Source organism: Pantoea sp., assembly GCF_028283705.1.
Taxonomy (GTDB): domain Bacteria; phylum Pseudomonadota; class Gammaproteobacteria; order Enterobacterales; family Enterobacteriaceae; genus Pantoea.
Genome location: NZ_JAPWKD010000031.1, coordinates 69,728 through 96,710, shown reverse-complemented (window position 1 = coordinate 96,710; position 26,983 = coordinate 69,728). Strand labels below are relative to the sequence as shown.

29 protein-coding genes are annotated in these 26,983 nt (G+C 51.3%); 15 read left to right on the top strand and 14 right to left on the bottom strand.

Features of this window, described 5'->3' with window-relative positions:
• Nucleotides 1-4: 4 nt before the first annotated feature.
• Nucleotides 5-859, top strand: coding sequence for a LysR family transcriptional regulator (locus tag PW844_RS22335; protein WP_299456488.1), 855 nt, complete (start codon nt 5-7; stop codon nt 857-859).
• Nucleotides 860-872: 13 nt separating this feature from the next.
• Here PW844_RS22335 and PW844_RS22330 read toward each other — a convergent pair whose 3' ends face one another.
• From PW844_RS22330 to PW844_RS22320, 3 genes are all read right to left on the bottom strand, one after another.
• A complete protein-coding gene (locus tag PW844_RS22330; protein ID WP_299456486.1) occupies nt 873-1,526 on the bottom strand; it encodes an RES family NAD+ phosphorylase in 654 nt (217 codons plus the stop codon).
• Nucleotides 1,519-2,241, bottom strand: coding sequence for a hypothetical protein (locus tag PW844_RS22325; protein WP_299456484.1), 723 nt, complete (start codon nt 2,239-2,241; stop codon nt 1,519-1,521). The genes PW844_RS22330 and PW844_RS22325 overlap by 8 nt, the downstream gene beginning before the upstream one ends.
• 208 nt (nt 2,242-2,449) lie before the next feature.
• Entirely contained in the window at nt 2,450-3,736 is a 1,287-nt protein-coding gene (locus PW844_RS22320) for a PAS domain-containing methyl-accepting chemotaxis protein (RefSeq protein WP_299456481.1), read from the bottom strand.
• A gap of 43 nt (nt 3,737-3,779) precedes the next feature.
• On the opposite strand from PW844_RS22320, the gene PW844_RS22315 reads away from it, so the two are divergent.
• Together PW844_RS22315 and PW844_RS22310 are read left to right on the top strand one after the other, a co-directional pair.
• On the top strand, nt 3,780-3,938 hold the full coding sequence (locus PW844_RS22315; RefSeq protein WP_158087429.1) for a hypothetical protein: 159 nt from the start codon (nt 3,780-3,782) through the stop codon (nt 3,936-3,938).
• Between the two features lie 323 nt (nt 3,939-4,261).
• Complete coding sequence (locus PW844_RS22310) at nt 4,262-4,468, top strand: glycine zipper domain-containing protein (protein ID WP_084878959.1); 207 nt, start codon at nt 4,262-4,264, stop codon at nt 4,466-4,468.
• A gap of 42 nt (nt 4,469-4,510) precedes the next feature.
• On the opposite strand, the gene pncA is transcribed toward PW844_RS22310, so the two are convergent.
• Nucleotides 4,511-5,146: a bifunctional nicotinamidase/pyrazinamidase gene (gene pncA / locus PW844_RS22305; RefSeq protein WP_299456472.1), complete on the bottom strand. Its 636-nt coding sequence runs from the start codon at nt 5,144-5,146 to the stop codon at nt 4,511-4,513.
• A gap of 540 nt (nt 5,147-5,686) precedes the next feature.
• Here pncA and PW844_RS22300 point away from each other — a divergent pair.
• Nucleotides 5,687-6,337 (top strand): GntR family transcriptional regulator, encoded by a 651-nt coding sequence (locus PW844_RS22300; protein WP_299456470.1) that lies wholly within the window; start codon nt 5,687-5,689, stop codon nt 6,335-6,337.
• 43 nt (nt 6,338-6,380) lie between these two features.
• Here the strand turns inward: PW844_RS22300 and PW844_RS22295 are convergent, their stop codons facing one another.
• Genes PW844_RS22295 through PW844_RS22270 form a run of 6 tightly spaced genes read right to left on the bottom strand, consistent with a single transcriptional unit; the run spans nt 6,381 to nt 11,841 of the window.
• Nucleotides 6,381-6,599, bottom strand: a complete 219-nt coding sequence (locus PW844_RS22295; RefSeq protein WP_208717992.1) for a zinc ribbon domain-containing protein — start codon at nt 6,597-6,599, stop codon at nt 6,381-6,383.
• 9 nt (nt 6,600-6,608) lie between these two features.
• Nucleotides 6,609-8,033, bottom strand: a complete 1,425-nt coding sequence (gene hydA / locus PW844_RS22290; protein WP_299456466.1) for a dihydropyrimidinase — start codon at nt 8,031-8,033, stop codon at nt 6,609-6,611.
• Between the two features lie 18 nt (nt 8,034-8,051).
• The gene (locus PW844_RS22285) at nt 8,052-8,993 is read right to left on the bottom strand and encodes a dihydrodipicolinate synthase family protein (protein ID WP_299456463.1); all 942 of its coding nucleotides are present in this window, start codon (nt 8,991-8,993) and stop codon (nt 8,052-8,054) included.
• Between the two features lie 7 nt (nt 8,994-9,000).
• Nucleotides 9,001-10,158 (bottom strand): FAD-binding oxidoreductase, encoded by a 1,158-nt coding sequence (locus tag PW844_RS22280; protein ID WP_299456461.1) that lies wholly within the window; start codon nt 10,156-10,158, stop codon nt 9,001-9,003.
• On the bottom strand, nt 10,155-11,570 hold the full coding sequence (locus tag PW844_RS22275) for an NAD(P)/FAD-dependent oxidoreductase (protein WP_299456459.1): 1,416 nt from the start codon (nt 11,568-11,570) through the stop codon (nt 10,155-10,157). Before PW844_RS22275 ends, PW844_RS22280 begins: the two co-directional genes overlap by 4 nt.
• On the bottom strand, nt 11,557-11,841 hold the full coding sequence (locus PW844_RS22270; RefSeq protein WP_299456457.1) for a (2Fe-2S)-binding protein: 285 nt from the start codon (nt 11,839-11,841) through the stop codon (nt 11,557-11,559). The genes PW844_RS22275 and PW844_RS22270 overlap by 14 nt, the downstream gene beginning before the upstream one ends.
• Nucleotides 11,842-11,999: 158 nt before the next feature.
• Here PW844_RS22270 and PW844_RS22265 point away from each other — a divergent pair, with 158 nt between their 5' ends.
• The 5 genes from PW844_RS22265 to PW844_RS22245 all read left to right on the top strand — a co-directional run bounded on the left by PW844_RS22265 (nt 12,000) and on the right by PW844_RS22245 (nt 16,200).
• Nucleotides 12,000-12,818: a transporter substrate-binding domain-containing protein gene (locus tag PW844_RS22265; protein WP_299456455.1), complete on the top strand. Its 819-nt coding sequence runs from the start codon at nt 12,000-12,002 to the stop codon at nt 12,816-12,818.
• A gap of 67 nt (nt 12,819-12,885) precedes the next feature.
• Entirely contained in the window at nt 12,886-13,554 is a 669-nt protein-coding gene (locus PW844_RS22260; RefSeq protein ID WP_299456453.1) for an amino acid ABC transporter permease, read from the top strand.
• Complete coding sequence (locus PW844_RS22255) at nt 13,554-14,243, top strand: amino acid ABC transporter permease (RefSeq protein ID WP_084878970.1); 690 nt, start codon at nt 13,554-13,556, stop codon at nt 14,241-14,243. The genes PW844_RS22260 and PW844_RS22255 overlap by 1 nt, the downstream gene beginning before the upstream one ends.
• Nucleotides 14,221-14,958, top strand: coding sequence for an amino acid ABC transporter ATP-binding protein (locus tag PW844_RS22250; protein WP_299456450.1), 738 nt, complete (start codon nt 14,221-14,223; stop codon nt 14,956-14,958). The genes PW844_RS22255 and PW844_RS22250 overlap by 23 nt, the downstream gene beginning before the upstream one ends.
• 15 nt (nt 14,959-14,973) lie before the next feature.
• The gene (locus tag PW844_RS22245; RefSeq protein WP_299456448.1) at nt 14,974-16,200 is read left to right on the top strand and encodes an alanine--glyoxylate aminotransferase family protein; all 1,227 of its coding nucleotides are present in this window, start codon (nt 14,974-14,976) and stop codon (nt 16,198-16,200) included.
• A gap of 178 nt (nt 16,201-16,378) precedes the next feature.
• On the opposite strand, the gene PW844_RS22240 is transcribed toward PW844_RS22245, so the two are convergent.
• On the bottom strand, nt 16,379-16,528 hold the full coding sequence (locus tag PW844_RS22240) for a type II toxin-antitoxin system RelE/ParE family toxin (protein WP_299456446.1): 150 nt from the start codon (nt 16,526-16,528) through the stop codon (nt 16,379-16,381).
• Nucleotides 16,525-16,737, bottom strand: a complete 213-nt coding sequence (locus PW844_RS22235) for a hypothetical protein (protein ID WP_299456444.1) — start codon at nt 16,735-16,737, stop codon at nt 16,525-16,527. Before PW844_RS22235 ends, PW844_RS22240 begins: the two co-directional genes overlap by 4 nt.
• Before the next feature lie 105 nt (nt 16,738-16,842).
• Between PW844_RS22235 and PW844_RS22230 the strand changes: the two genes are divergently transcribed.
• On the top strand, nt 16,843-18,183 hold the full coding sequence (locus tag PW844_RS22230) for an ISNCY family transposase (RefSeq protein ID WP_299449909.1): 1,341 nt from the start codon (nt 16,843-16,845) through the stop codon (nt 18,181-18,183).
• A 189-nt stretch (nt 18,184-18,372) separates the two neighbouring features.
• On the opposite strand, the gene fliB is transcribed toward PW844_RS22230, so the two are convergent.
• Nucleotides 18,373-19,575, bottom strand: coding sequence for a flagellin lysine-N-methylase (gene fliB, locus PW844_RS22225; RefSeq protein ID WP_299456442.1), 1,203 nt, complete (start codon nt 19,573-19,575; stop codon nt 18,373-18,375).
• A 173-nt stretch (nt 19,576-19,748) separates the two neighbouring features.
• Nucleotides 19,749-20,669: a hypothetical protein gene (locus PW844_RS22220; RefSeq protein WP_299456440.1), complete on the bottom strand. Its 921-nt coding sequence runs from the start codon at nt 20,667-20,669 to the stop codon at nt 19,749-19,751.
• A 142-nt stretch (nt 20,670-20,811) separates the two neighbouring features.
• On the opposite strand from PW844_RS22220, the gene PW844_RS22215 reads away from it, so the two are divergent.
• The 5 genes from PW844_RS22215 to PW844_RS22195 all read left to right on the top strand — a co-directional run bounded on the left by PW844_RS22215 (nt 20,812) and on the right by PW844_RS22195 (nt 26,973).
• Nucleotides 20,812-21,447: a DNA-binding protein gene (locus PW844_RS22215; RefSeq protein WP_299456438.1), complete on the top strand. Its 636-nt coding sequence runs from the start codon at nt 20,812-20,814 to the stop codon at nt 21,445-21,447.
• Between the two features lie 382 nt (nt 21,448-21,829).
• Nucleotides 21,830-22,303 carry a hypothetical protein gene (locus PW844_RS22210; RefSeq protein ID WP_299456746.1) on the top strand — a complete coding sequence of 158 codons (474 nt, stop codon included), beginning with the start codon at nt 21,830-21,832 and terminating at the stop codon, nt 22,301-22,303.
• Nucleotides 22,304-22,385: 82 nt separating this feature from the next.
• A complete protein-coding gene (locus PW844_RS22205) occupies nt 22,386-23,096 on the top strand; it encodes a LuxR family transcriptional regulator (RefSeq protein WP_299456436.1) in 711 nt (236 codons plus the stop codon).
• A 320-nt stretch (nt 23,097-23,416) separates the two neighbouring features.
• Nucleotides 23,417-25,927 carry a phosphoenolpyruvate--protein phosphotransferase gene (gene ptsP / locus PW844_RS22200; RefSeq protein WP_299456434.1) on the top strand — a complete coding sequence of 837 codons (2,511 nt, stop codon included), beginning with the start codon at nt 23,417-23,419 and terminating at the stop codon, nt 25,925-25,927.
• A 26-nt stretch (nt 25,928-25,953) separates the two neighbouring features.
• Nucleotides 25,954-26,973, top strand: a complete 1,020-nt coding sequence (locus PW844_RS22195) for a PTS fructose transporter subunit IIC (protein ID WP_299456432.1) — start codon at nt 25,954-25,956, stop codon at nt 26,971-26,973.
• The last annotated feature ends 10 nt before the right edge of the window (nt 26,974-26,983 follow it).

Below are 26,983 nucleotides of genomic sequence, written 5' to 3'. Positions count from 1 at the left end.
AGAGATGAACGAGAAAGACTGGCTGATCATTTTTACTGTCTGGCAGCACCAGAACATCACGCGCGCAGCGCAGCAGCTGTATACCTCACAGCCCGCGCTGAGTTATCGGCTGAAGCAGATTGAGCGCAAACTCAATGTGCAGCTGTTTGAAGAAAGCGGTCGCAGCCTGATTTTCAGCGCCCAGGGACGTTATCTGGCGCAGCACGCCGATAAGATGTTGCAGGAATCGCAGCAGCTGCGGCAGACGCTGCACAGCCTCAGCCAGCCACGTCAGGGCGAGCTGCGCATTGGTGTTACCAGCAACTTTGCTGCCTATCGGTTGCCTGAGATCCTGGCGCGGTTCAGCGAACTGCATAGCGGCATCCGCGTCAATCTGGTCAGTGGCTTAAGCGAAGAGATGTATCAAAAACTCCAGCGTGACGAAGTACATGCCGCACTGGTGAAAGATGATTATCATTGGCGAGACGGTAAGCGGCTGGTGGATATTGATGATTACTGGCTGGTCAGCCAGCAGCCACTCGACCTGCGATTATTGCCGCAGCTGCCACAAATTCGTATCAATCATGGCGGGCATATCACTCATTTGATTGAGCGCTGGTGGAACGCCAATTTCACGCTGGCACCGCGCGTGGCAATGCAGGTGGATAAGCTGGAAGTGTGCCTCGCGATGGTGGAGCGTGGTCTGGGTTATGCCATTGTATCGAGTTATCAACCTCTGTCAGAACGGCTGTGGTGCCAGCCGCTGCAGGTGGCGGGGGAGACGTTGAAAAGCCGCACCTGGCTGTTGTATCAGCACGCCAGTCACGATGCCTCGGTGATCATGCCTTTCGTTGAAATGTTTGCTGATTTAAACCTCTGAAGCCTCGGTTTATTCAGGTCAAATCTCTGGGAATAAGAACCAGAGCCATTTCATCAGCAAGAGCCGCGAGTTCGTTATTTACGTCTGTTGATGTTGAGGCAGGCTCGGAATCAATAGAAACGTTGAGATCATGAATATTCACACGATCTCCAAACAACATAACCGCTTTATCCCCATGCTGTTTGGAAGCCCACTGAAGTCCCTGAGCTTGCGGATTATCGCTATGGATTTTTTCTGCCCATCTGCGTGTTTCTGGATAATTATCTGCGGAAGAACCCAGTAAATCGCCTTGCGTGATGCCGTTTTTTTTCATGAAGCGGGGGGTGAGGTCAACAAGCTGAATATCTTCTTTAGAGGAGATCTGGCTGCGGGCAAGTTTGTCCAGAGTGGATAACTCTACAGGCGCATTTTCACATGGCGTAGGGAGGTCATGTAATACCGTCTCCATCAATGCGACCGGCAGATTTTCTCCGCCGTATAATGTTGGGATGTTGTTATCTTCGCTATCAGTGATGGGACTGAACCTGCTTTTCCCTTTCCCCGGGTTAAACTCTGTCGCACCAAACTGCGATGAGTGGATTCTCTCGATGGTTTTCCCTTTTGGCCAGATGACCAGTCTGGCCGAAAGGTTATCGTTTTTCCCAGGGGTTCTGATTTCTTTAACCATGGACAGGCCCTTCCTTCGCCCTTAGTGCGGCTTCCAGTACCCGCTCCGGCGTTGAGGTCAGGAGGTCTTTGGGCTTTTTATTACTCAGCCAGCTGTTGGGGGTGCCAAACCAAACGGCCAGAGACCATGGTGTTTTTGTTTCCCCGAACAGTTGTATAATTTTTTTCATCAGCGGCAGGGGTTGTCCACCGACATCCAGTGCATAAGCAGGGTACAAGTCCCTGCCTTCCGATGTTATGGCAAAAATTTTTCCGGCCCGCTTCCAGCGATTTGGTAATCCGCTGGGGTTTTTCACATCAGCACTGCCTCCCCCCCGACGTGAAACCTCCTGAGCAGGTAGCCACTCGCTGTCATTCAGAATAATCTTTTTAAGTTTCTCCAGACGTTCTGTATTGATTGTCCCGGCATTCTTTTGCTTGCCTCCACGCTGAACGCTGACTGAAGGCGTCGTTGTTTGCACTGTAGTGGGCAGCTGGCTTAACCCGGTTACAGCACGGAAAGCGGCTTCAAGCGCAATTTTAAAGACCACGTCATCAATCGAGGAAGGGCGTTTCAGTACATAGTACCGCTCTGTCTGATCTTCCTGGTCATCATGGAAGTCCTCCGGTACTGTAATAGTAATGTCAGCGTGCCCGTCATCAGTTTTGAAGTACGAGATATTGTCTGCCTGAATTGCAATGACTTCAAAATCAGAGTCTTTTTCTTGTGTGATCATGATCTGACCCCTTGCAGTAGATTAACCATATATCTGATATCTACAATATATACAGGATTCCTATAATCCGCCATATACATAGTTTGCACGACACCGGTGTATCGTACGGAGAGTATCGGATTGAAATTGCGTCAGAACTGCACAGGGTTGTTGCAGGCTAATGATACAAGGGGAAGGGGAGCCATCGGGCTCCCGCCCTGACTGATAGTTACACATCCAGCCGGTGAATAACGTTAACAAATTCGTGCACGCCGCGGTTTATTTCACGCAGGCTGCGCGAGAGGTCGCTGATTTTATCCTGCTCGGTCACCACAAAATGTTTGACCTCATCCAGCTGTTGATACATTTGCTGGATCAGGCGCGCATTCTCTTCCACCACTTCAGTGATCTTTTTGGTGGCCGTTGAAGTTGAAGCCGCCAGTCGTCGTACCTCGCCTGCGACCACACTAAACCCGCGCCCGGCTTCGCCAGCCCGTGCCGATTCAATCGCCGCGTTTAGCGCCAGAATGTTGGTTTGTGAGGCTATCAGGTTAATCGACTCCACCACTTCGCTGATGCTTTTGGCTGAGGCATTAAGCTGCGCACCGATCTCGGTGGCGGCATTGACCTGCTGCGCCACCAGCCCCGAGTTACGGACGGTCTCATCCAGCACTTCGTTGGCGTTATGGGTGATTTGCGAGGTTTGTTCCGAGGTGGTCACGGCGATATCCGCCACCCGTTTTGCGGCTTCAACGCGGCTGGTGATATCCGAGGCAATTTTGATGACTTTGTGTACTTTACCGTCCACATCATAGACCGGGTTGTAACTGGCTTCGAGCCAGATACGTTCACCGCTGGCAGTTTTGCGCTCAAAACGACCGACAAAGTGCTGACCTTTGCTGATCTTGTGCCAGAAATCCGGATTCTCGCGATAAAAGTTGTCATAGCAGAAGATGCGATGGTGCTTGCCGACAATCGCGGACAGCTGATAACCCATGTGGGTGAGAAAATTGTTGTTGGCGCCGATAATGTGGCCGTCGGGTGTGAATTCAATCACCGCCATCGAGCGGTCCAGCGCGGTGATGACGGCTTCTTTTTGTTCCAGTTCCTGATGTCGTGCGGTGATGTCGGTGGCGACTTTAATCACCTTATAGACTTTGCCTTTATCGTCGCTGACCGGAAAGTAAGTGGCACTGAGATAGAACCGTTGCTGCTGCTTATTGAAGCGTTCAAAAATGCCGGTGACCGATTCACCTGAAGCCAGCGTCTGCCAGAAGGTGCGATAGTCCGACGACTGGCTGTAAACCGGGCTACAGAAAATCCGGTGATGTTTCCCCTGAATTTCGCTCAGGCTGTAGCCGGTAACCTCAAGAAACTGCGGGTTGGCGCTGAGTATTTCGCCATCAGGCAAAAACTCAATCCATGCCACATGCTGTTTGATCGCATTAATGTCCTTTACTACGTTGCCATCTTTGGAGAAATGCAGAGCAAGGCTCGATTTTTTCACACCAAACATAAGACACCCCAGGAGGTTATCGCTATTCCGTTGAATAAGACGTATGCAGAGCCTTCTCTGGCTACGCCTGCTGGGGCGTAACTTTCACGGCGTGCTGCATGATTTTTCCCTGCCGGACATGACGGATGTCTCTTCTGCACATCGCTGTGCAGGCCGGGATAGTGTTGTCCTGACCAACCTGGTGTTTTTCGAAGCGAGCTAAGACTGACCTGTAAAAGTCTATGCTGTTTTAACTATCGGCAGAGCCGGGAAAAAGTTGAGAAAAGATTGTGAGACAGCCGTCAAATAAATAGTCACGGATTTGAAAGAACAGCCTTCCTTATTAGTTACAACAAACTGTATGGCTCAAATAAAATCACCCACTAAAATTAAACACTGTGCCCCTCATTGTTCACCAGGAAACATAGCGAATCAAAGAGTTACAGTTTTCCTGTTCACTGCCTTAACCCGTTTATTCATCATTGTGGTTAGAGGGGATATTCTGAAATCCCAAGTTGTCACTCATTTCCTGTGGACTGAAAATACATGCGTAAAATCTCGATTCTGGTCGTCACTCTGAGCCTGCTGATGTCCGTGACTTCCCAGGCACAGGCAAAAGGATGCCTTAAAGGGGCCGCCGTCGGTGCAGCGGTAGGGCACCTCAAACATCATGCCGTTATTGGCGCGGCAGTTGGATGCGTTGTTGGTCACCATATGGCAAATAAACAGCAGAAAAGCGCTGAACAAAAATAGTCAAAACGGAAGGTAGCGAAGCCATTCGCTACCTTTTGTGATTTACGCGCGAACGACCGCAGTGATCTCAGACGAGTTAACTCGCTTAACACCCGCAGCCTGCATTTTATCCCAGGCGTCAGCCAGAGAACCGTCCAGATCGATACCTTTGGTGGCGTCTTCAATCACACTGACGCTGAAGCCTTTTTTCACCGCATCCATGGCTGTCCAGCCCACACAAAAATCTGTCGCCACACCCACCACATAGAGTTCACTGATCCCGCGTTCATGCAGATAGCCTGCCAGTCCTGTTGGTGTACTGTGATCGGCTTCTTCAAAGGCAGAATAACTGTCCAGTTCAATGTTGTAGCCTTTACGAATCACTAATTGTGCTTTGTCCGTTTTGACCTGCTTGTTGATTTCAGCGCCTGAGCTGCCCTGCACACAATGATCGGGCCACAGAACCTGCGGACCATAGCTGGTTTCAATAACATCGAGAGGTTTCTTGCCTTCGTGGCTGCTGGCAAAAGAGATATGCCCTGCCGGATGCCAGTCCTGAGTCACAATGATATTATCAAATTTATCATACAGACTATTTATAACTGGAATGATCACATCGCTATCCTGAACCGCAAGCGCACCGCCGGGCAGGAAATCATTTTGCATATCGACAATGATCAACGCTCTTTGACTGTTCATTCTATTTCCTTTCAGGAAAGTCTTATTACTGTCAGCACTTTTCGCAAAGGCACTCCCCGTTGCAGCCAGTGCCGTTGCGCCTAATGACGCCACAATTAATTTTCGCCTTGATATATTATGCATTTTATTCCCTTAATTCATTATGCATGGTTGATTAAATGATTTATTTTTACGCTAAAGTCGTATTCGATAATAACAAGACGGCGAGTGATTATTTCTTTCAACCCTGCCACATTAGCGTAACAGCATGATTTTATGAACCGCGATCAGGAGAGTGAAGTTCGTTTGCAATAATTTACTGCCATAAGGATGAACCGTGATAATTTTTAAGTCCTTCCTTAATAAAATAAAGAATTCTCTTATCCTGTCACCGGAGGAGCCAGCGAGACACATGATAATGTCGACGCCGAAAAGGTATCAGCCGCCATTATCATCATGTTTTACCGGCTTTTCATGCTGGCTAATTCTTAGGTTTACTGCTTTTTTCAATCGTACACGTATTGTATACTTTCCAGTAAATGTCTTGATGGTGAGTACCAAGTGACCTCAGTAAAACAAACCTCTGCAGAAAAGTTAGGGGAAGTGGCCTATCAAATGCTTCGCCGTATGATCCTGGAAAAAACCCTCCGGAGCGGCGGGGCGGTGGTTGAAGGTCGTCTGGTGGAAGAACTTAATATTTCCCGGACACCGCTACGCGAAGCGTTGCTGCGACTCGAAGGTGAAGGGTTGCTGGTCAGATCGAGCGCACGCTCCTATTCTGTTCGCTTTATTAGTGCGCAGGAATATTTTCAAATCATGAAAGTCCGCGAGCTGCTGGAAACCGAGGCGATTGCGCTGTCCATCAACAAAATTGATGCCGGAGTGATTGATCAACTGGCTGAGCAGGTGCAGTCTTTATCGGCTGGTCAGCCCGAACAAGCCTACTGGGATGTTGACGATACGGTACATACCCTCTTTGCTCAGCATTCGGGCAATGCGGTGCTGGCACGGATGATTGAACAGGCCCGCACCCAGAGCCGGATGTTTGAACTGATCACCCCCTTTAACCGCATCGAAGAAGATCGTGAAGAACATCTGGCCATCCTGCATGCCTGGAAAAGCGGGGATGCCGCAGCGGCCAGCCAGGCAGTGAGAACGCACCTGAGAAACCTATCGACTTTCGTGATGAAAAGGATCACCGAAGGCAACTAAACGCGCGAGGGTATGCCGCGGACGCATACCCTCCCAAAGTGGCTTACTTGATCTGCCCAGGGCAGCAGGGGCATCCCTCAACATGTAACGGGTTACGCACCTCCGCACCCGGTTTACTGCGCAGCAACACCGGCTGGAAACTCAGCTTCCTTTCAGCATGCTGTGAACAGACCGGGCAGGGTGCCGGTTGATCGCGTTCCGCCACCGAACGACGCAATTCAAACGTGCCGCAGTCCGGGCAATGATAGTCATAGTAAGGCATAACGTTCTCCTACCACTTGCCAACTTCACCACGTCGAATGAAACGTCCCTGACCGGTTTTACCTACCCACTGGTCATCACTAACCAGCAGCTCACCACGTAACAGCACCTTCTTAACTTTACCCTGTACCTGATGTCCTTCGAAAAGGGTGAAATCAACGTCACTATGCTGCGTCGCGGCACTGATAGTGTGCTTTTCAAGCGGATCAAAGATAACGATATCGGCGTCGCTGCCCACGGCAATGGTGCCTTTTTGTGGGAACAGGCCGAACAGCTTCGCCGGTGCGGTGGACATCAGCTCAACAAAGCGGTTCAGCGAAATGCGACCACTGCGCACGCCGCCGTCATACACCACGGTCATACGCGTCTCGACACCTGGCACGCCGTTAGGGATTTTGGAGAAATCATTCGCGCCCAGCGGCTTCTGATTAATTTTTCCTAAGTGGCCTTCTTTCATGCAGTAGGGGCAATGGTCGGTAGAGATCAATTGCAAGTCATCGGTTTTCAGTGCTGTCCACAAAGCGTTTTGCGCTTCTTTGGAACGCAGCGGCGGGCTCATAACAAAACGCGCACCATCAAAGCTGTCGGACTCGTCGCTGTCAGCGTAAGAAGATTCATCAAAGAACAGGTAATGCGGACAGGTTTCGGCAAACACCGGAATGCCCAGGTCACGCGCTTCCACCACATGTTTTAGTGCTTCTTTGGCTGATAAATGAACAAAGTAGACCGGTGCTTCGGCCAGTTCTGCCAGTTTGATCCCGCGGTGAGTGGCTTCACCTTCCAGCAGGGCGGGACGCGTCAGGGCGTGATGGCGGGGTGAGGTGTGCCCCTGAGCCAGCGCTTCCTGAATTAACAGTTCGACGATGGTGCCGTTTTCCGCATGCAGCGCGACCATGCCGCCATGCTGGCCCACCATACGCATGGCCTGGAAAATGGCGGCATCATCCGACATCACCGTGCCCGGATACGCCATAAACATCTTGAAGCTGGAAACGCCTTCATGACGGATGGCATAGCGCATATCTTCCAGTACTTGTTTGTCCACCTCAGTGATAATGACGTGAAAGCCATAATCAATGCTGGCGACGTTGTCAGCTTTGGATTGTGCGCGTTCGATGGCCTGCAACGGGCTGGTACCATGATTTTGCAATGCAAAATCGATAATGGTGGTGGTACCACCAAACGCTGCCGAACGGGTGCCTGATTTAAAGTTATCGGCGGTGACCGAGGGGCCAAAGGTGTTTTCCATATGGGTATGGCAGTCCACCCCGCCCGGAAACAGCAGCATGCCGCTGGCTTCGATCACCTGGCAATTTGCCCCAGGTTGCAGGTTCAGTCCGATGCTGACTATCTTTTCATTCTCAATAAGAATGTCGGCGTGATAATCGTCGACAGCAGTGATAATGCGCCCACCGCGAATCAGGGTACTCGTCATGTTGGTCTCCGCTTGCAATTAGGAATTGGCAGTAAAGGATTGTGCAAAAGCCAGCGCCGTCGCTAACCGCTGACGCTGTGCGTCGTCAACGGCAGGCACTGGCGGGCGGGGCATAGCATGGGGAAGATGCCCGGCAAGATGCAGACAGGCTTTTAAACGTGCATTGGCATGAGTGCCAGGCCAGGTGCCGTAAATCTCCTTCGCCAATGGATAAACAAACTGATGCAATCGCTGTGCTTCAGCGAGGTTCTGTGCCTGCATCGCGTTGTACAACGCCACCACCAGTTCCGGGACCACTGCCGCCAGGCTCACCAGGCTGCCATCGGTGCCCAGCGCAAAGCAGGTCAGCAAATGCTCATCACCCGAGGCCATCACCGCGACGTGCGGTGCAACTTCACGCACCAGCCGCAGGTTTGCCTCATAGGTCGCGGTTTCCCAGCTGCCTTCTTTCACTGCAACCACATTGGGTAAACAGACCAGTTGCTGCAGCAGGCTGGGTGGATAAGCCATACCACCGCTGTTCACTCCCGACTGATACAGCATCATGGGTAAAGCGGCGTTTTGGTTGGCGATCCGGTGGTGATTGAGTACCGTTTTATCGTCGGTGGAAAGTGTCCAGGAATAGGGGGGGAACAGCAGAATGGCGTCGGCTCCAGCGGCTTTCGCATCATCGGCCTGAGCCTGCGCATCGTAACTGTCTTCAGCATTGAGACCTGCCACCAGCAACGTATCCGGCGGACACACCTGACGAGCCAGAGTGACCACCCGGCGTTTTTCCTCACGCGAGAGCGCGAAGTTTTCACCCGCATGCCCGTTGATCAACAGACCGCGGATCCCTGCCACCTGCGAAACCTGGCGCAAATGCGCAATCAGGCTTGCTTCATCAATGTATTTGCCGGTCTCATCCATCGGACAGACTGTCGCCGCATACACACCCTGGTAATGGTGTAACTCTTTCATTTTGTTATTAGCCTCTGGAAAAGGAAGCGACCGCGTTGTTTTCAATGGGTAGCAGTCGTGAGGGATCGAAAAGCGGCATGTCTGGTTGCTGGCCTAAAATCTGCTGAGCCAGCAATTTGCCCATATAAGGGCCGCTGGTATAGCCGGAGTGGACGCATCCGATAACGTAGAGATCCGGGTGCTGCGGCACTGGCCCAATCATCGGCATCGCATCGGCGGTTTCGGACTCCAGGCCAAGCCAGATACGTGCGACGCGGGCGGAAGCCAGCGCCGGAACAGCGTGTTGCCCGAGCCGCAGGTTACCGATCAGGTTCTCGGGAATGGTTTCTCTGCCGCCCAGTTCACGCGAACCGATACCCTGCCAGCCACCGCCAATCACCACCGTGCCATTAGCAAACTGCTTCATGGAGAGCAGGCCATTGGCGATGCTCAGGACCGAACGCATCACCGGCGGCATCCTTTCAGTCACAATCAGCTGGTTGATCAGGGTTTTAACCGGAATGGTTATGCCAACCATTTCCAGCATCGGTTCCAGCCAGACGCCGCCAGCCAGCACCAGACGGGAGGCCTCAACAGACTGGCTGTGATCTTCGGTTGAAACACGATAACCCGCGCTCTGCCGCTCAATATGACCAACCGGGAATTGTTCCATGATGGTCACCCCGGCAGCCCGTAATGCCGCATGAAACGCACGACCGGTCAGATAAGCGCTGGCGAAACCGTCTATTTCACAAAAGGCAGCCGCCTTGATGGAACCATTGATGCCCGGATCGATCTTCATCGCCGCCTGCGGGGAGATCACCGAGATATCTGCGCCATATGCACGCCGCGCGGCGGCACGTTCCTCCAGCATGGCTACTTCGGCGTCGGTAAATGCGAGGGATAAACCGGGCGCATGGGTCGCCAGCACGCCCTGACCCAGCCAGGTTTCCGGCTGCATCCACATATCCCAGGCTTTCATGGCGTAGGGCACCAGTGCCGCGCGGGTCATGTGCAGCGTTAACGTACCCGCATTGACGCCGGATGCGCTGCGGCACAGGGCATTGCGTTCCACCACCACCACGCGCATCCCGGCTTTTGCCAGAAACAACGCAGTGGAGCAGCCCATAACGCCGCCGCCCACGATGCACACATCAAAGCGTGATGAAGCGTTAAGTTCACTCACAGTGGGGCCGCCTTAGGAATCGGAATGTCTGCATAGTCGTAGTCACCGGTCATGTCGCTGATGGTGAGCGGGCGAAGTGGGGTGCGGGGAGAGAAGATCCCGACAGATTCACGCGACACGCCTTGTTTGTTGGCCAGCAGTTCGGCAGCAATATCACCACAGGTGCGTCCCTGGCACGGGCCCATGCCACAGCGCGTCCAGGCTTTCAGCTGGTTTACATCCCTGGCTCCGGCCTCGCAGGCCTGTTCAATTTCCGCGCGCGTCACGTCTTCACAACGGCAAACCACGGTATTCTGCGGGATGCTCTCAACATGGCCTTCACGCAGCGCCATCATAGCGGCCATCTTCTGACCGAAACGGGCGGCGTGTTGCCAGGTTTTGGTCAGGCTCTCCGCTTCAGATGCGGCTGCGGTTGCACCGCGAATAAGAGCCACACAGGCCAGCCCGACCCGTTTTCCCTGTTCAATGGCCGCAGCGGCACCACGAATACCGGCGCTGTCGCCAGCAACAAACAGCCGTTCACGGCTGGTCTGGCCATTTTCATCCGTCTGTGCAATCCAGCCTCCCGCTGCACGGGAATAATAATGTTTTGCATGCAGCAGACGCGTAATGTCGGTAGAAGGTGTCAGACCATGGCCAACGGCAACGCAATCCACCAGAATCTGTTTCGTGGGACCGGCGATGGGCCGCGCCGAGGCATCACACGGAGCCAGCTCAGCCAGTAGCTGATCGCCTTGTGCAGTCACTTTCACCAGAGTATGGCGTGAATAGATCGGTACCCTGGCGCGTAAAATCGGCAAGCCATAACTGAGGCTTTGTTTGAAAATGGCGGGGCGGGCCAGCAACGCTGCGGCTGTGCTGCACCACTCACTACGCGAGGCAATATCCACGATGCCTTTCACCTGGCCGCCCGCTTTGAGGGTATTACCCGCTACTGCCACCAGCAAAGGCCCGCACCCGGCCACCAGGGTGGTGTTGCCCGGCAAGGTACGTTGCGATTTGAGTAAAATCGTCGCCGCTGCCAGACCAATGACGCCGGGCAGCGTCCACCCCTCGAAGGGCACTACGCGTTCTGTGGTGCCACTTGCCACCAGCAGCACCGTCGTGGTGCAGGACATCGAACCGTCCGGCCCAAGGGCATCAACACGATAATCGCCGGTTACCGCCCACACGGTATGCCCTAAAAAGAGGCGCACGTTGCTCCGTGATAGTTCATCGCGCAAGGTTTCACCGGCCCTGAATTCTGCACCGTCCATTTTTGCGTCTGGCATGATCGGCGCACGATAAACCTGCCCACCGGCAGCGCTATTTTCATCGAACAGTGCGACACGCAGTCCTTTCGCTGCTGCCATCAGTGCCGCCGAAACGCCAGCCGGACCGGCACCCAGCACGATCAGGTCATAATGATTCATAAGGATCGATATCCGGTACAGAGTGAACAATCAGATCAGCACTGGCCTCAGTTTTGCAAGCTAATACCCGCTTACCCTCCACCATGACCAGGCACTCCTGACACGATCCCATCAGGCAAAACATGCCCCGGGGTTGATGTTGATGAGGACTGAAGCGCAACGTTTTGACGCCACTCGAAAAAAGCGCGGCGGCAATGCTCTGGCCCTTCAAGGCCATATATCCCTGATTGTCAAAAACGAAACGGACGTTTTTCCCTGAAATGTGCTGCATAAAGTCACCCTTTTTGGTCGACAACTGCTCATTGAGGCTTGACAAGATGGAAGGCATGGTATCGTATACCAATCGTATATGTAAAGCATACGAAGTTTATATCGTTGGTAATTTGCCAACACCAGGGTAAGCAATCAGACGACGCCGGGAGTTAAATAATGAGTAAAATTAGTATGTTGGGAAAAATGGTTATCGCGAGTTGTATTGCCAGCGCGCTGTTTGGCGCTGCAACGGCCAACGCCAGATCGCTGGATGAGATCATGAAATCCAAAACTCTGATCGTCGGCGTGAATCCAAATCTCCCGCCGTTAGGGGTGTATGACGATAAAAATCAGATCTCTGGTTTTGATGCGACCGTAGCGAAAAAAATTGCCGATTCGATGGGCGTGAAACTGGAACTGGTTGCGGTTGGGTCGAATGACCGCGTGCCATTTATCATGTCTGACAAAATTGATGCGGTGATGGGCGGCATGACCCGTAATGATGACCGTATGAAAGTGGTCGATTTCACCGATCCGGTAAACACCGAAGTGCTGGGCATTCTCACGACCGAGAAAAAACCCTACAAGAAATGGCAGGATCTGAACGATCCGTCAGTGAAACTGGTGCAGGTACGCGGCACCACGCCAATTAAATATATCCAGGACAATATTCCCAAGGCTCAGTTGTTAATCCTCGATAACTATCCGGATGCCGTGCGCGCTATTGCCCAGGGCCGTGCCGATGCGCTGATTGACGTGCTCGATTTCATGCTGGATTACACCAAAAAGTATCCCACCAAATGGCACGTCGTGGATGACCCGATTGAGGTGGACTACGACTGTATCGCCGTCAGCAAAGGCAATACTGCACTGCGCGAGAAGTTAAATACCGAGATCGCCTCGCTGCATAAATCAGGCTTTATCGGCACCAGCTGGAAGAAATGGTTTGGTCACGCCATGTTGCATGATCCCACCGCCTCGCCGACGAAATACTGATTTTCGTTCTGATTAAATCGGGTGCCCGGAAGGTCAGGGCACCCTTGTGTGATTGAGCATTGTTCTGATGAACCTGAATTTTTTCCCTATTCTCGATCAGTTGCCTTACCTGTTGGGCGGAGCCTGGATTAGCCTGCAACTGGCAGTGCTGGCCTTCGCCTTTGGTATGGTTATTGCGATGATTTGTACCAGCATCCTGCGCTATGGTCCCAGGCTGGCAGGCAAATTTATTAACGCATATGTGATTTTTGCCACCAATACTCCGCAGCTGGTGCAGATCTATTTTCTGTTTTTTGCGCTGCCAGAAGTCGGTATTTTGCTTTCGCCGTTTACGGCGGTTCTGATCGGCGCCACTTTCAACGCGGGTGCCTATTTGTGCGAAATCCAGCGCGCAGGTTTCGACTCTGTCCGCCGTATGGAAATTGAAGCCGCAGAAGTGCTGGGATTCTCGCGTATCCAGATCATCCGTTACGTCATCCTTCCACATGTGATCAAGGTGATGTTCCGACCCCTTTCGAACCAGTTCATTGTTATGACTCTGGGTACCTCGATGGCCTCAATGTTTGGCGTCGAAGAACTCACCGGTCGCACCTATAACCTGAGTTCACAAACTTATTTGTCGGTGGAATCCTTCTCAGTGGCTGCCGTTATTTATATCGTTATCACCATTCTTGCCACCTTTGCTCTGGCCATTATGGGACGGTTTCTGTTTCGGGCCAGGACGGGGGTATTTTAATGAGCTACTTCGACTGGTCGGAAATTACCGGGCTGTTCTCGTACTACAACCTGTTGCTGTTATTACAGGGTCTGGGTATCACGCTGGCACTGTCGGCGTTTGGTTGCCTGATCGGTTTTCTGGCGGGCTTCGTGCTGGCGGTGGTTATCAATACCAAAGCGGCGATGCTGTCACCCCTGCGCGGGGTGGTACATGTCTATTTCTTTATTTTCCGGCGTATTCCTTTTCTGGTGACGTTATTTCTGGTGTTTTTTATCAGCCAGTATTCCGGACTGCGCTTTTCCACCTTCACCGTAGCATTAATCAGCGTATGTATTATCGCCGCGGCTTACTTAGGGGAAATCATCCGCAGTGGTCTGGAATCCGTGCATCATAACCAGTGGGAAGCGGCGGTCACGCTGAATTTTTCCTATTTGCAGACACTGCGCTACGTGATCATTCCGCAGTCTCTGACAGTGGTGATCCCGCCAACCTTCAGCTTCTTTGTTATGTACATCAAAGACACGACGCTTGCCTCGCAGATTGGAGTGATGGAACTCACCTCCGCCAGCAAAATCCTTTCTGATAAAGGTTACTCGGCCACGCTGGTTTATGCCGTCGTCCTCATGCTTTATTTCATTGTGTCTTATCCGCTATCGCGTCTGGGTAAGCGTCTGGAGAGAAAAATTGCCACAGCTCGACATCATTAAATTAAAAGCCGCCTATAACGACCAGCCCGTGCTGGAGAATGTCACTTTATCGGTGGAGAAGGGCGACATTGTCAGCCTGATCGGTCCTTCTGGTTCTGGCAAAAGTACCTTGCTGCGCGTGCTGATGGGATTGCTGCTACCGAAAGAGGGGCAGGTTTTGCTGGAAAACAGCGTAGTAGATTACACCAATAAAAGTGAGTTACGTCAGCTGCGTGAGTCCATCGCGATTGTGTTCCAGCAGTACAACCTGTTCCAGAATATGACCGTGTTGGAAAACGTGATGATCACACCAACCAAAATTAAAGGCTGGTCGAAGAAGGAAGTGGAGCAGGATGCGCGCCGCCTGCTGGAACGGGTGGGACTGTCACATCGCATCAATGCTTACCCGGATCAACTCTCCGGCGGCCAGCAGCAGCGGGTGGCGATTGCCCGTGCGCTGGCACTGAAGCCGACCATTCTGCTGCTGGATGAAGTGACGGCGGCTCTCGACCCTGAGATGGTCAACGAGGTGCTGGATACCATCCGCGAACTGGCCTCTGAAGGGATCACCATGTTTATCGTTTCTCATGAGATGAGTTTTGTCCGTGAAGTGTCGTCGAAGGTGGTGTTTATGGCCGATGGACAGGTGGTGGAAACCGGTTCACCACAGCAGGTATTTGATGCTCCCACCCACGAGCGTACCCGCCAGTTTGTCAGCAAAATATTACGTCACTAACAGCAGGAATATTCTTTGAACAAGCATGTTTTCACCCAGATGAATCCCCCTCAGCGTCTGTTAATGGGACCCGGTCCGATCAATGCAGATCCTCGTGTATTGCGGGCGATGTCAGCACAACTTATTGGGCAATATGACCCGGCGATGACGGCATACATGAACGAAGTCATGATGCTGTATCGTTCCGTGTTTCGTACCGCGAACCATTGGACCTTGCTGGTTGATGGCACTTCCCGTGCAGGCATTGAGGCGATTCTGGTGTCGGCCATTCGGCCAGGCGATAAAGTGCTGGTGCCGGTTTTTGGTCGCTTCGGACATTTATTGTGTGAAATCGCCCGTCGTTGCCAGGCGGAAGTTCACACCATTGAGACGCCCTGGGGGACTGTGTTTACACCAGACCAGATCGAAGATGCCATTAAGCGCGTCCGGCCAACCATGTTGTTAACTGTGCACGGTGATACCTCAACCACCATGCGGCAACCACTGGAAGAATTAGGGGCGATTTGTCAGCGTTATGGCGTGCTGTTTTATACTGATGCCACCGCCACTCTCGGCGGCAACCCCCTTGAAACGGATGCATGGGGTTTAGATGCTGTCTCCGCCGGGATGCAAAAATGCCTGGGCGGCTCCGCCGGAACATCGCCGGTTACGCTGAGTGAGTCGATGGCTGACTATATCCAGCGCCGCCGTCACGTCGAAGAAGGTATTCGCGATGTCCGACATCATGATGGTGACGAACCCATCATCTCTTCCAATTATTTCGATCTCGCCATGATCATGGATTACTGGGGTAGTGAACGGCTTAACCACCATACCGAGGCGACATCAGCGCTGTATGGTGCGCGTGAGTGCGCCCGCCTGATTGTGCAGGAAGGTCTGGATACGGGCATCGCCAGACATGCACTGCATGGCGACGCGTTACGTGCCGGGGTTGAGGCGATGGGACTGGAGGTATTCGGTGATCCTCAGCATAAGATGAATAATGTGCTGGGTATTAACATTCCTGACGGCCTGCATGACCAGCAAATCCGCGAATGTATGCTTAACGATTTCGGCATCGAAATCGGCACCTCATTCGGCCCATTAAAAGGAAAAATGTGGCGTATCGGCACCATGGGCTATAACGCCCGTAAGGATTGCGTACTGCAAACCCTCGCAGCACTGGAAGCGACCATCAACCGATATGGCTATAAAACTGTGCAGGGAAAAGCCATGGAAGCTGCGTGGAATAGGTATTCCTGATTACATACCCAAGCTCAATGTTATCAGGCGTCGCTACGTGAAATCTGAGAAAAGAGCAGGGGAAACTCCTGAAGAGTTTTGCCGTAGCGGCGCGATTTATCGCGCATCGTCCAGCCATGATGGAGAAAACCCGCGTGATAAATCATGCCGCTACGGGTGAGGTGCGTTCGCGCTTATATTATACGTCACCGTCTTTGAATTCGAACGTGATTCGCCAGTTTGCTCGCACGGTAACTGAATATGTTCCTTTTCGGTTCCCTGTCAGTGGATGAAACTTATACTGGGAAAAAGCAGCGATCTCATCAAGTGTATTTGCGTTATCAATCACATAAAGACGTTGCCGTATCCGTTCCACATCTTTTTTATCGCTTTATTGCGCGATGCGCAACGAGCAATGATCTCGACAAAGAGTGAGCTGCAGAAAATTATGCAGGCAGCGGCAATCACCGAGGTTTTCGCGCCGCTACGGGCGAGGCGCGGTCCGGAGGATGTGCGGATATCGTATTTAACATAATGCGCGTTGTGCGCCTTTTTCATGAGGGTCACATTTGATATTGTCACTTTTTATCTAGTTCATAATTTCACCCAGATCCGGTGCGTTTACCACTTTTTTCTGGGAGATCTCTGCTGATGCTGGTGACCATGTCGAATAAAGAACTTCACCGCCTTCCCGTCATTCAGGCTGTCATCGAAAAGCGCCTGCGTCGCCGTGATGCGGCCTTTCAGCTTGACCTCACTGAACGCCAGGTTCAGCGGCTGATGAACCGCTATCGCGAGTCTGGTGCAGTCGGCCTTATCAACGCACGACGCGGCAAGCCCGGCACGCATCGTATTGATGAGGCTCTGCGTCACCGCATACTGACGCTGCTGCGTGAAAATTATGTCGGTTTCGGACCAACGCTCGCCGCAGAAAAGCTCCAGGAGCGCCACGGGATTAAGATCGCCGTTGAGACGCTGCGATGCTGGATGACTGCTGACGGACTCTGGATCCCGCACGCACGCCGTCAGCCCCGGATTTATCAGCCACGCCAGCGGCGGGATTGCCTGGGCGAGCTGATCCAGATTGACGGTTCACACCATGACTGGTTCGAAGGCCGCGCACCAAAATGCTGCCTGCTGGTTTACGTTGATGACGCGACCGGTCGTCTGATGCACCTGCGTTTCTGCCAGAGTGAGTCGGCCTTCGATTACATGATGGCCACGCGCGATTACATCGATAAACACGGCAAGCCGGTGGCGTTTTACAGCGATAAGCACGCGGTGTTTCACGTCAGCCAGGCCGAAACGCGACGTACCGGTATGACGCAGTTCGGACGCGCACTGCACGATCTGAACATCGAGCTTATCTGTGCCAACAGCTCTCAGGCCAAGGGTCGCGTCGAACGAGCTAACCTGACGCTCCAGGATCGGCTGGTTAAGGAGATGCGGCTGGAGAACATCACCGGCATTGATACAGCCAACGCCTGGCTTGAGACATTCATCAGCGATTTCAACCGCCGCTTTGCCAGACCGGCAAAATATCCGAAAAACCTGCACCGCGCCGTCTCCGAAAGCCGCCCGGAGCTGGACGATATCTTTGCCTGGCAGACGCTGCGCACGCTCTCAAAATCACTGACATTTCAGTACGATAAGATTCTTTATCTGGTTGAACCCAGTGAAGAAAACTCACGCATTGCCGGTGAGAAAATCATGGCATATGACTATCCGGACGGTACGCTGGCTTTCCGCTATGGCAGCAGAATGTTGAAATATCGGGTATTCGATAAGCTCGCCAGCGTCAGCCAGGGGTGTATCGTTGATAATAAGAGACTGGGCGCAGTGCTGAAACTGGCACAGGAAAAACAGGATGAGCTGGAAGCGGCAGGGAAAAGGGAACGCAGCCGGCATATGCCGGGGAGGCGGGCGCAGATTCAGGAGCAGCTCAGGGCAGTTAATCCGGTTCTGGCTGAGCCGTTGCTCTACAGACCCGGCCTGAAGAAATAACCCCCTGCTGCCCTTTTCTCTTCATCAGAAAGCAGCAGAAAGTGACATTCAAAACCGGGAAATCAGGGTGACATTATCAATGTGGATAGACATTTCATGGCGCTAAATTCAGATGTCCGCATCGGAGATGCGGATGCTTTTCCGGACTCGGTATTTTCTCTAAGAAACACTCACATCAGAGATCCCGCATTATTTCAACAGATAAGCCAGTGCTGAATTATCTTTGAGCTTCACCTCTTCAATCTCTGCCAAAAAAGCATCTTCAGCGTATTTGTTATGTCTGGTAATGCCATGATAACTATAAACAATATTAATTACATCGTCTTCATTGAAATCGTTTTTAAGCTCAACAGATGCAGCAATAAGCCATTTCAACAGGAACCATTCTGACATCAAAAAATAAAGATTGGTAAAAGGTTCTCTTCCATTTTTCACCGGAAAAAAATCCTCATACATGCGGTACTGTATATAGTTACTGAGCAGTTCGGGGCGATTCTGTAGCCACGGCACTACTTTCTCTTGCCAGATTTTATTTAGCCGCTGCATGGGTGTCAGGACATCATTTTCTTTAATGACTTTGTTCTGCAACTCAATCAATTTTTGAGAATATTTTCGTAAGGTCGCCCCGCCGCGTCCTTCATATTTTGTGTTCAGATACGTTTGCAGTCGCAGAAGCAGCTCGGATTGCAGCTGATAATCCGGGATTAATTCTTCGATGTTTTTTCTTATCTGGCCGTTTTGAATCGCCGCCTGGATTTCCTCAAAATAACTTAACAAATTTTCATACAGATCATCGCTCTCTGCCTGTTTATCGCGATAAAGAAGCAGCATTATGATGCCGTAAAAGCCTTCTTCGATTGCCATACCACAGCTGACCATAATATTTGAACACATCAGATTGAGCAGGCGATCTTCCTGGCTAATATCCGGTGCATTTATCGCTTCAGGGCTGAGTTTGATTCTTTCGCTGTAAAGCATCGCGCCAGGGGTAGTTAACAGTCTCTTCGCTGCTTCGGGACAAGATAGCGTCAGGTTACTTCTGATTTCATATTTATAGCTTGCATAAAGGCGGGGATAAATCGCGCAAGTGGTACTCAACGCCTTTTCCCCCAGAGATTTATGCACTTTGCATAAGCGGTCTTCATCAAGAAAAGTACAGTCACCATTGTTTTTTAATTGAATCTTCCCCCAGCTACTATGACTCTTTTTTGTTGTGATGATATTTTCCACGGCAATATTACGAATTTCAATTTCATCACTGTTTATATAGCGATTCACTGTCGGCTCATCAAGCTCAATGTCCCAGCCTTTACAGCAATGATCGGGACAGGCACTCCCCACACAATGAAACTGGCTGAAAAAAGCTGGCTCAACAATAACTATCTCTTCCATACAATTCGCTCTCTTCAGAAGAAAAAATAAAGTTCTTCAAAGATAACCAAAAGTAAAGGAATCAATAGTCTCAACAAAAAGCGAAATCGCTCCCTGTTTTGCGCATAAAAAACCCACCTGAACGCAGGTTCGATCCCAAGCACTGATAGAGTCGAACCTGAATCAGACACAACTCAGCCAAGAGCAATACCCGTCAGCGGGCCAAAGCTGGCGATACGTTTAAGCGGTTCATCTGAGTTTAGTTTGTACTGCCATAAATTACCGCCCAGGTCGGTAATCCATATCACGCCACGATGATTGTCTAAGGCCAACCCAATACCTTCGTCCAGGCCCGTAGCAAGGATACGATGATGGGTAAACTCGCCATTTTTCACCGAGGCACAATTTAACGTATTCCCCCCTTTCAGCGAATCTCCCCGGTCTGTCCAGTACATCAGGTTATTAGCAAAATCGTATTCCAGATCAATCGGTTCCGGCAGGTTTTCCATCACCGGCTTAATATCCTGACGTGTAGAAGCCGTTGTTCCTGCAGGGAAAGTGAGCGATGCGCGCATAATGCGCCCCTTCCCACCTTTTGAAGGCCCTTTTTGCGTCCAGTAAAGCAAACCTTCTTTGGCATCAATCGCGATGCCTACGCAATGGCGCGTATAGTCTCTGGAATCCTGGGGAAAAAGTCCCGTCTGAATAAGTACCGATGGATCCGAGCCATCGTCCTTTGAACGAAAAACGCGCATCCCTTCACGATCGCACCAGTAAAGATGTCCGTTCTCACGATCATGGAGAAGCTGCTTACCGGTGACGAAAAGCCCATTTTCTACCAGGCGCTTACGGTCAGAACCGTCCAGCTTCGCCGTCTCAACACTGCCATCAGCCTGGAAAAATTCCAGCGTCGCAGGCTCCTTGTTTTCCCCCATATTGGTCCAATAGATCTTGTTATTCGGCGCATCGACGGCAATGCCATCTGGATGAGATCGCAGGCCTGAAATGACAGAAATTTGTTCCCCGGTTTCAGGATTAAACTTAATGATGGTGCCATCAAGCGGTTGTAACAGATAAAGATTGCTCGTGCTCATAAAATCCTCTACATAATTCATGCTGCCACCATGACCCGGGTTCCGCTTTTATCCCGGCGCTCAAGTACTTTATTAGCATCAGCTGGCGAAACATAAGCGCAAAGTGTGTCAAAATCATTTACCCAACCCATACCAACCCCCGGAAGCAGGAAAGTACAGAGCGATGGTGAAACGGATAGAGTATCAAATCGAGAAGTACAGTTTCATGGAACTCAATGAATCGCCTGCCCGGACCCGGCAGTGGGAGGAGGTACTGGATGAGTGTCGTCAGTTACAGGCTGGAGCTGAAGAGCGGTTACGTATTGCATTACTGAATCTGGATTACGTCACCAGTTTTGAGCTGCCTTTCCGGCTGCTATTGGTGCGGACTCCGCAGCTGATTGCCGGATTACGCGATGAACTTCAGATAACCCGCAAAAGTGCCACCTTCAACGGCAAGCGTTTTGGTTGCGTCTGGAGCGTAAAATCGGATTTGAGCAACATGCCGGATGAATTCCAGTACCGGCTGGTAACCCGTATCCGGCGGGTAGATTCTGCCGGTATCACCGCTGCTCCTTACCAGCATATCGCCAGGGAATTAAAAGCGCCGCGTGAACGCCTTAAAAAGGCACTGGAAGAAGGTCTGGCTGTATCGGCGCTGGACGGATTATTCTGGTTTGGCTCACAGCGTATTGCAGCAGATGTGCTGAGCTTGCGCAAAAAAGGAATGAGGATCAGGACATTTGAAACCGAAGTCTTCGAAAATCTAACCGGTACAACCCGATCGGTTCCCGTTTACTCATGTGAGATTGATACATAATAATCTCTACCTTACTCCGCATAACCGGTTGTGATGACCTGCAAGCGACACAGCGCCGTGAAAAAAATAGACTATGCTTGTTTACGGTAGTCCCATACATTAACGTAAAACTCTGGGGCTGTGGCACAGACACTGTAATGCATTGTTTTTTAAGCATTTACAGTCAGTATAAGGTTCCAATACATGTCGCCATTCGCAAAGTTGTCTTGTATTGCTTCGCTACCTGACCAGCCCCCAATCTGCACTAAGGGAAGGTTCCCTGTCCCTTTTCCTGCCTTATTTTGTCTTATTTTTCTCGTGCTGCGTTCTGACAACCATAATTAAATCGGACATCAAAATGCTTAAGACAATAAACCAGTACCTGGTGCTTTTTTTATTGGTTATGGCTTTCATGAGTCAGGCCAGCGAGATAAATCTCTATTCTATCAATACGGGTTCCTTTGTTTACCATCTGACGGGAAATCACGGCCAATACACAGAGAACTTCGAAAATAATTTCTTCTCTGTCGAACGCAAACTTTCAGAAGACTCAAAATACAGTATTCTCATCGGAACGATGAAAAACAGCTTCGATGACCGCTGTCTGGCTGTGGGCGTGAGAAGAGACTGGAAAGACTGGGATAATGGCTGGGTTTTCAAAGGGGTATATGGTTATACCGGCGAGTTTTTCTTCGATGCCTTCAAAAACTGTGGTGATCACGGATCCTATCATGAGTTCGAAAAGGCCACCGGCATCGGCTTCTCTCCCTATATCTATCATGGCTTTCAATACAACTTCACCAGCTATTTCGGCATTGAAACCGGCATAATCATCCCCAGTGTGTTTGTCATCACTGTGCAGTGGAGTTTCAGATAAGAGTAAGAATTTTATTGCAAATGCTTTGTACGAGACTAAGTTAAATAGTTTTTTCAAAGTTAGAGGGAAAAGAAATTTAAAAATGCGAAACGGAATTTGTTCAGACTATAAAAAACATATAAACAACATTTTAGATATGGAGATAAATAGGTATGGTAAACTAAATTATGTGTATGGAGTGATGAATAAAAATAACACTAATAACATGATGATCATCAGTGATTTTCCTGACATCATGGTCGATAACTATCTTGACAATAGATGGCAAAGTATAGACCCCGTAATTATTAATGCACTGAAACGAATCACACCCTTCCCCTGGGATGAAAATATAAAGGCAGATAACAAATGGACAGCCAGGAAAATTTTCAAGCAACTGAAAAATATAAATATTCATTGCGGCCACGCGTTTGTTTTACACGACCAGATTGATAACGTAGCCGTGTTATCTCTATATATTAACAAACTAATGGAGGGTGAGACGAAAAACAACATCGCCCGACACAAAGATGAGTTACAGGGATTGTTACTTTATATACATGACATATTTCTCACTTCGAAGCAGACAGCAGAAAAACCGGATATAACACCTTTATCTACGCGAGAATCAGAAATACTGCACTGGTGCCGCACTGGCAAAACCTATCCCGAACTTGCTGATATTCTCGAAATATCAGTAAGTACCATCAAGTTCCATATGGGAAAGATTGTCAAAAAACTGGGCGTGAAAAATGCCAAACAGGCCATTATCCAGTCTGGCGTGAGCCACAATAGACACGACACAAAGTATTAATCGTGTTTCACAAGAAGAGTGCCTCCTGCTGCGGAAGCCAGGGGGCATCCTCACTTCAACACCCCACTCCACCGCATTTCTTAAAAATTGTGACCTGAGCCGCAAACCCATCCTTCGACCCGTAGAAATTATTGATAACAAAAACAAAAGATCAGGAATGCACCGACATCCGCTAAATATGACAACTGTCACAAATTCATAATCAGGTCACTATTTTCCAGAAAAGGTTTCTTTTTTACTATATCTGCACTAAGGCAAACGGTTAAAGATACCGCACAAGAGGGATATACCGATCCCGGCATTACATTGCAGGAGTCAGAATGGTCGCGGAAATAACCTGGCAATGCGAACTGAACGAAGGGATCCACGCCAGACCCGCCGGGTATATTGCCCGGCTGTGCAATACCTTCCAGTCCGACATTGTGTGGCACAACACCCGCACACAGCTGGAAGCGAGTGCGAGGAGCGCACTTTCGCTGGTCGCGACCGATACATTACGGGATGATATCTGTCTGATCACCGTCAGCGGACCTGACGCACCGGCCGCTACGGCGGCACTGAAAGGGTTACTCTTTCGCCTGCCTGAGTTCAACCTCGAACAGGAGTCCGGGAACGGGTTAGTTGCCGGTTCCCTTCCCCGCTGTTTACACGAATTACATCCCCAGTATCTTTGCGGAATCCGTATCAGCGCGGGAATAGCGGTCGCCAAACCCTGTTTCATGGCAGGCGTAACTTTTACTGATTTACTGGGCCGCAGTCCCACCAACGCGTTCAATCCACAAAGCGAGAAACAGCGTCTGGCAGAGGGGCTGGAAAATCTGCGCCGGGCCAAAATGGCAGCACTGGCACACGCCGAAGGCATCGAGTACGACCTGATTGAAGCCCATTTGTCATTCATCACCGATAGCGCCTTCGAGGCCAGTATGATCGGATATCTTGATGAGCATAGGAATGCGTGGTCAGCTGTCGTCCGGTCGGCCATGGACTTCAGCGCGATTCTCGAACGCTCCTCCAGCCATTACATTCAGGAAAGAACCCTGGATCTGCTGGATATCGCCACCCAGTTACTGACCGGGATCTATGGTGCACAGTCACTGGCACAAAACTTTCTGATGCCGGATGAACCCGTGATTGTGTTCGCCAGTGCGCTCACCCCAAGCCAGTTTCTGGCAATCAACAAAACGCACCTTGCCGGTCTGGTGCTGTCATCAACCGGTGCGACATCACATACGGCGATTCTCGCACGTTCACTGGGCATCCCTGCCCTGGCCGATATTGATTTTTCAGCCCTCACCCTGCCACCCGATCAGGATATCGTGCTGGATAGCGATCAGGGCATCCTGATCACCGCGCTGGATGAAAAGATCAGGCGCTATTACCGTCATGAAATCGATGTTCAGCAGCAGATGCGGCAAAAGATACAGGAATTTGCCCAACTTCCCTCCGTCACGGCGGACGGGCACCACATCGGTATCGCCGCCAATATCGCCAGCGTCGAAGAGGCACAAGTGGCTTTTGCTAACGGAGCGGAAGCGATTGGCCTGTTTCGTAGCGAAATGGCATTTATGGCGCGGGAAACCCCGCCCGACTACCCGGAACTGGAAGCGCTTTATCACTCAGTGGTCACCCTCGCTGCCGGCAGACCCGTGGTGTTTCGTACCTTTGATATCGGCGGTGATAAACCCGTGTCCTGGCTGACTTCCGGCAGAGAGGACAACCCCGCGCTGGGTTACCGCGCCGTGCGCAGCTATCCACAACACCGCCAGCTGTTTGCCATGCAGCTGAAAGCCATCCTCAGTGCATCTGCTTTCGGAGATGCCAGGATCCTGCTGCCGATGATCGCACGGCCGGAGGAGGTAATCTGGTGCCGGGAGGTACTGGAGACCGTTAAACAGGAGATGCGCGACGCAGGCCATCCATTCAATCCGGCCATCGAACTGGGGATCATGCTGGAGGTGCCTTCCGTGCTGTTTGCCATCGCGGACATGGCCGAACATGTCGATTTTTTCAGCCTTGGCAGCAACGATCTGGCGCAGTATTTTTTTGCTGCTGACCGGGGTAACCCACAGGTCAGTGAAGTGTATGACAACTATGCTCCGGCATTTTTACGCGCCATGCATCAGGCCGTCACAGAGGTTCACCGCGCTGGCAAACGCATCGCTCTTTGCGGTGAACTCGCGGCGGATAACGCTCTGCTCCCGTTGTTAGTGGGTATGGGGTTTGATGAACTGAGCATGAGTGGTAGCGCCATTCCCGCCGTTAAACATGCGTTGAAATCGTTAAGCGCCACGCATTGTCAGGGGCTGGCGCGGCAGATAAATCTGACTCACTACTCTGCACAGGCCGCCGCGCTACTGCAATCCGCAGCAACGAAATCCCACACCGGCAAGCCCTTGCTAACGCCGGAAACCATTCTCTGGGAACTGGATGCGGCAGATAAAAACGAAGTTATCAAAAAAATGGTCGACAATCTCTGGTTGCACCAGCGCACCGACTGTCGGGACAAATTGTGTCAGGATATCTGGGCCAGGGAGATCCCCTTTCCTACCGTGGCAGGTTCCGGCTTTGCGATCCCCCATGCCCGGACAGACGCCATCCATGATTCCACCATCAGTATCGCCACGCTCCGGCAACCGGTGTCGTGGGGCGGCGTCCCGGTTGATAAGGTCTTTATGCTGACGATCAGCCAGGCGGCAGCGGAAAACGAGCATATGAAATATTTTTCAACCCTGGCGCGGATGCTAATGAATGATGAGTTTGTCGTCAAAGCACAGCGTGTTGCCACACCCGAAGCGCTCTGTGACCTGATAATCAATGCCTTATCTTGCTAGTTGCCGAATTATGTTATGAGGCGGGTATGTTAAAACTATTAAAAAATACCAAACGTCATTTTATGACCGGTGTGTCCTACATGATCCCCTTTGTGGTCGCTGGCGGGGTTTTGCTGGCGCTGGCGGTGATGTTCAATGGCCAGGCGGCAGTCCCCGATCACGGCTTTCTCAAAGCGATGTCGCAGATTGGCCTCGCGGGATTAACCCTGTTTATTCCCATTCTGGCTGGATTTATCGCCTACTCAATGGTGGATAAGCCCGGTATTGCTCCTGGAGCCATTGGTGGCCTGATGGCTTACCAGATGGGGGCCGGTTTTTTAGGCGGCATGCTGGCGGGGATCATCGCCGGGCTGATTGTCTGGTGCCTGCTAAATATCATTGCCCGGCTGAAAATCCCGCACTTTCTCAGAATGGTGCTGCCGATTTTTATTATCCCACTGGCCGGGACCTTTCTCACTGGCATGGCGGTTTATTACATTATTGGTGACCCGGTTGCCGGGTTGATGAAATGGCTCAGTGTCTGGTTGAGCAATATGCAGGGGGCCTCCTTTATCATTCTCGGCACGGTGCTGGGAGGCATGATCGCCGTCGATATGGGCGGCCCGATGAACAAAACCGCGTTTTTCTTTGCCGTTGCGCTTATTGCCACCAATCCACAACTCATGGCAGCCGTCGCAGCCGCAGACTGCACCCCACCGCTCGGCCTGGCGCTGGCCACTTTCATGTTCAAAGGTATTTTTAACGATGTCGAACGGGAAGCAGGTAAACCGGCCGTCATCATGGGTTTTATGGGGATCACCGAAGGCGCGATCCCTTTTGCCGCAGCCGATCCTCTGCGGGTAATTCCGGCGATTATGCTCGGCAGCGCAGTTGCCGCCGTTCTCTCGCTTTGGTTTGGAGCCACCAATGCGGCGCCCTGGGGCGGGCTTATCGTTCTGCCCGTGGTGAGCAATCATCTGGGATACATCATCGCGGTCGCCGCCGGAACCTTAACCACGGCCATTGCGGTTAAGGTACTGAAAAGCGTCGTCAAACCGCAGGCATAAGGAAGGCATA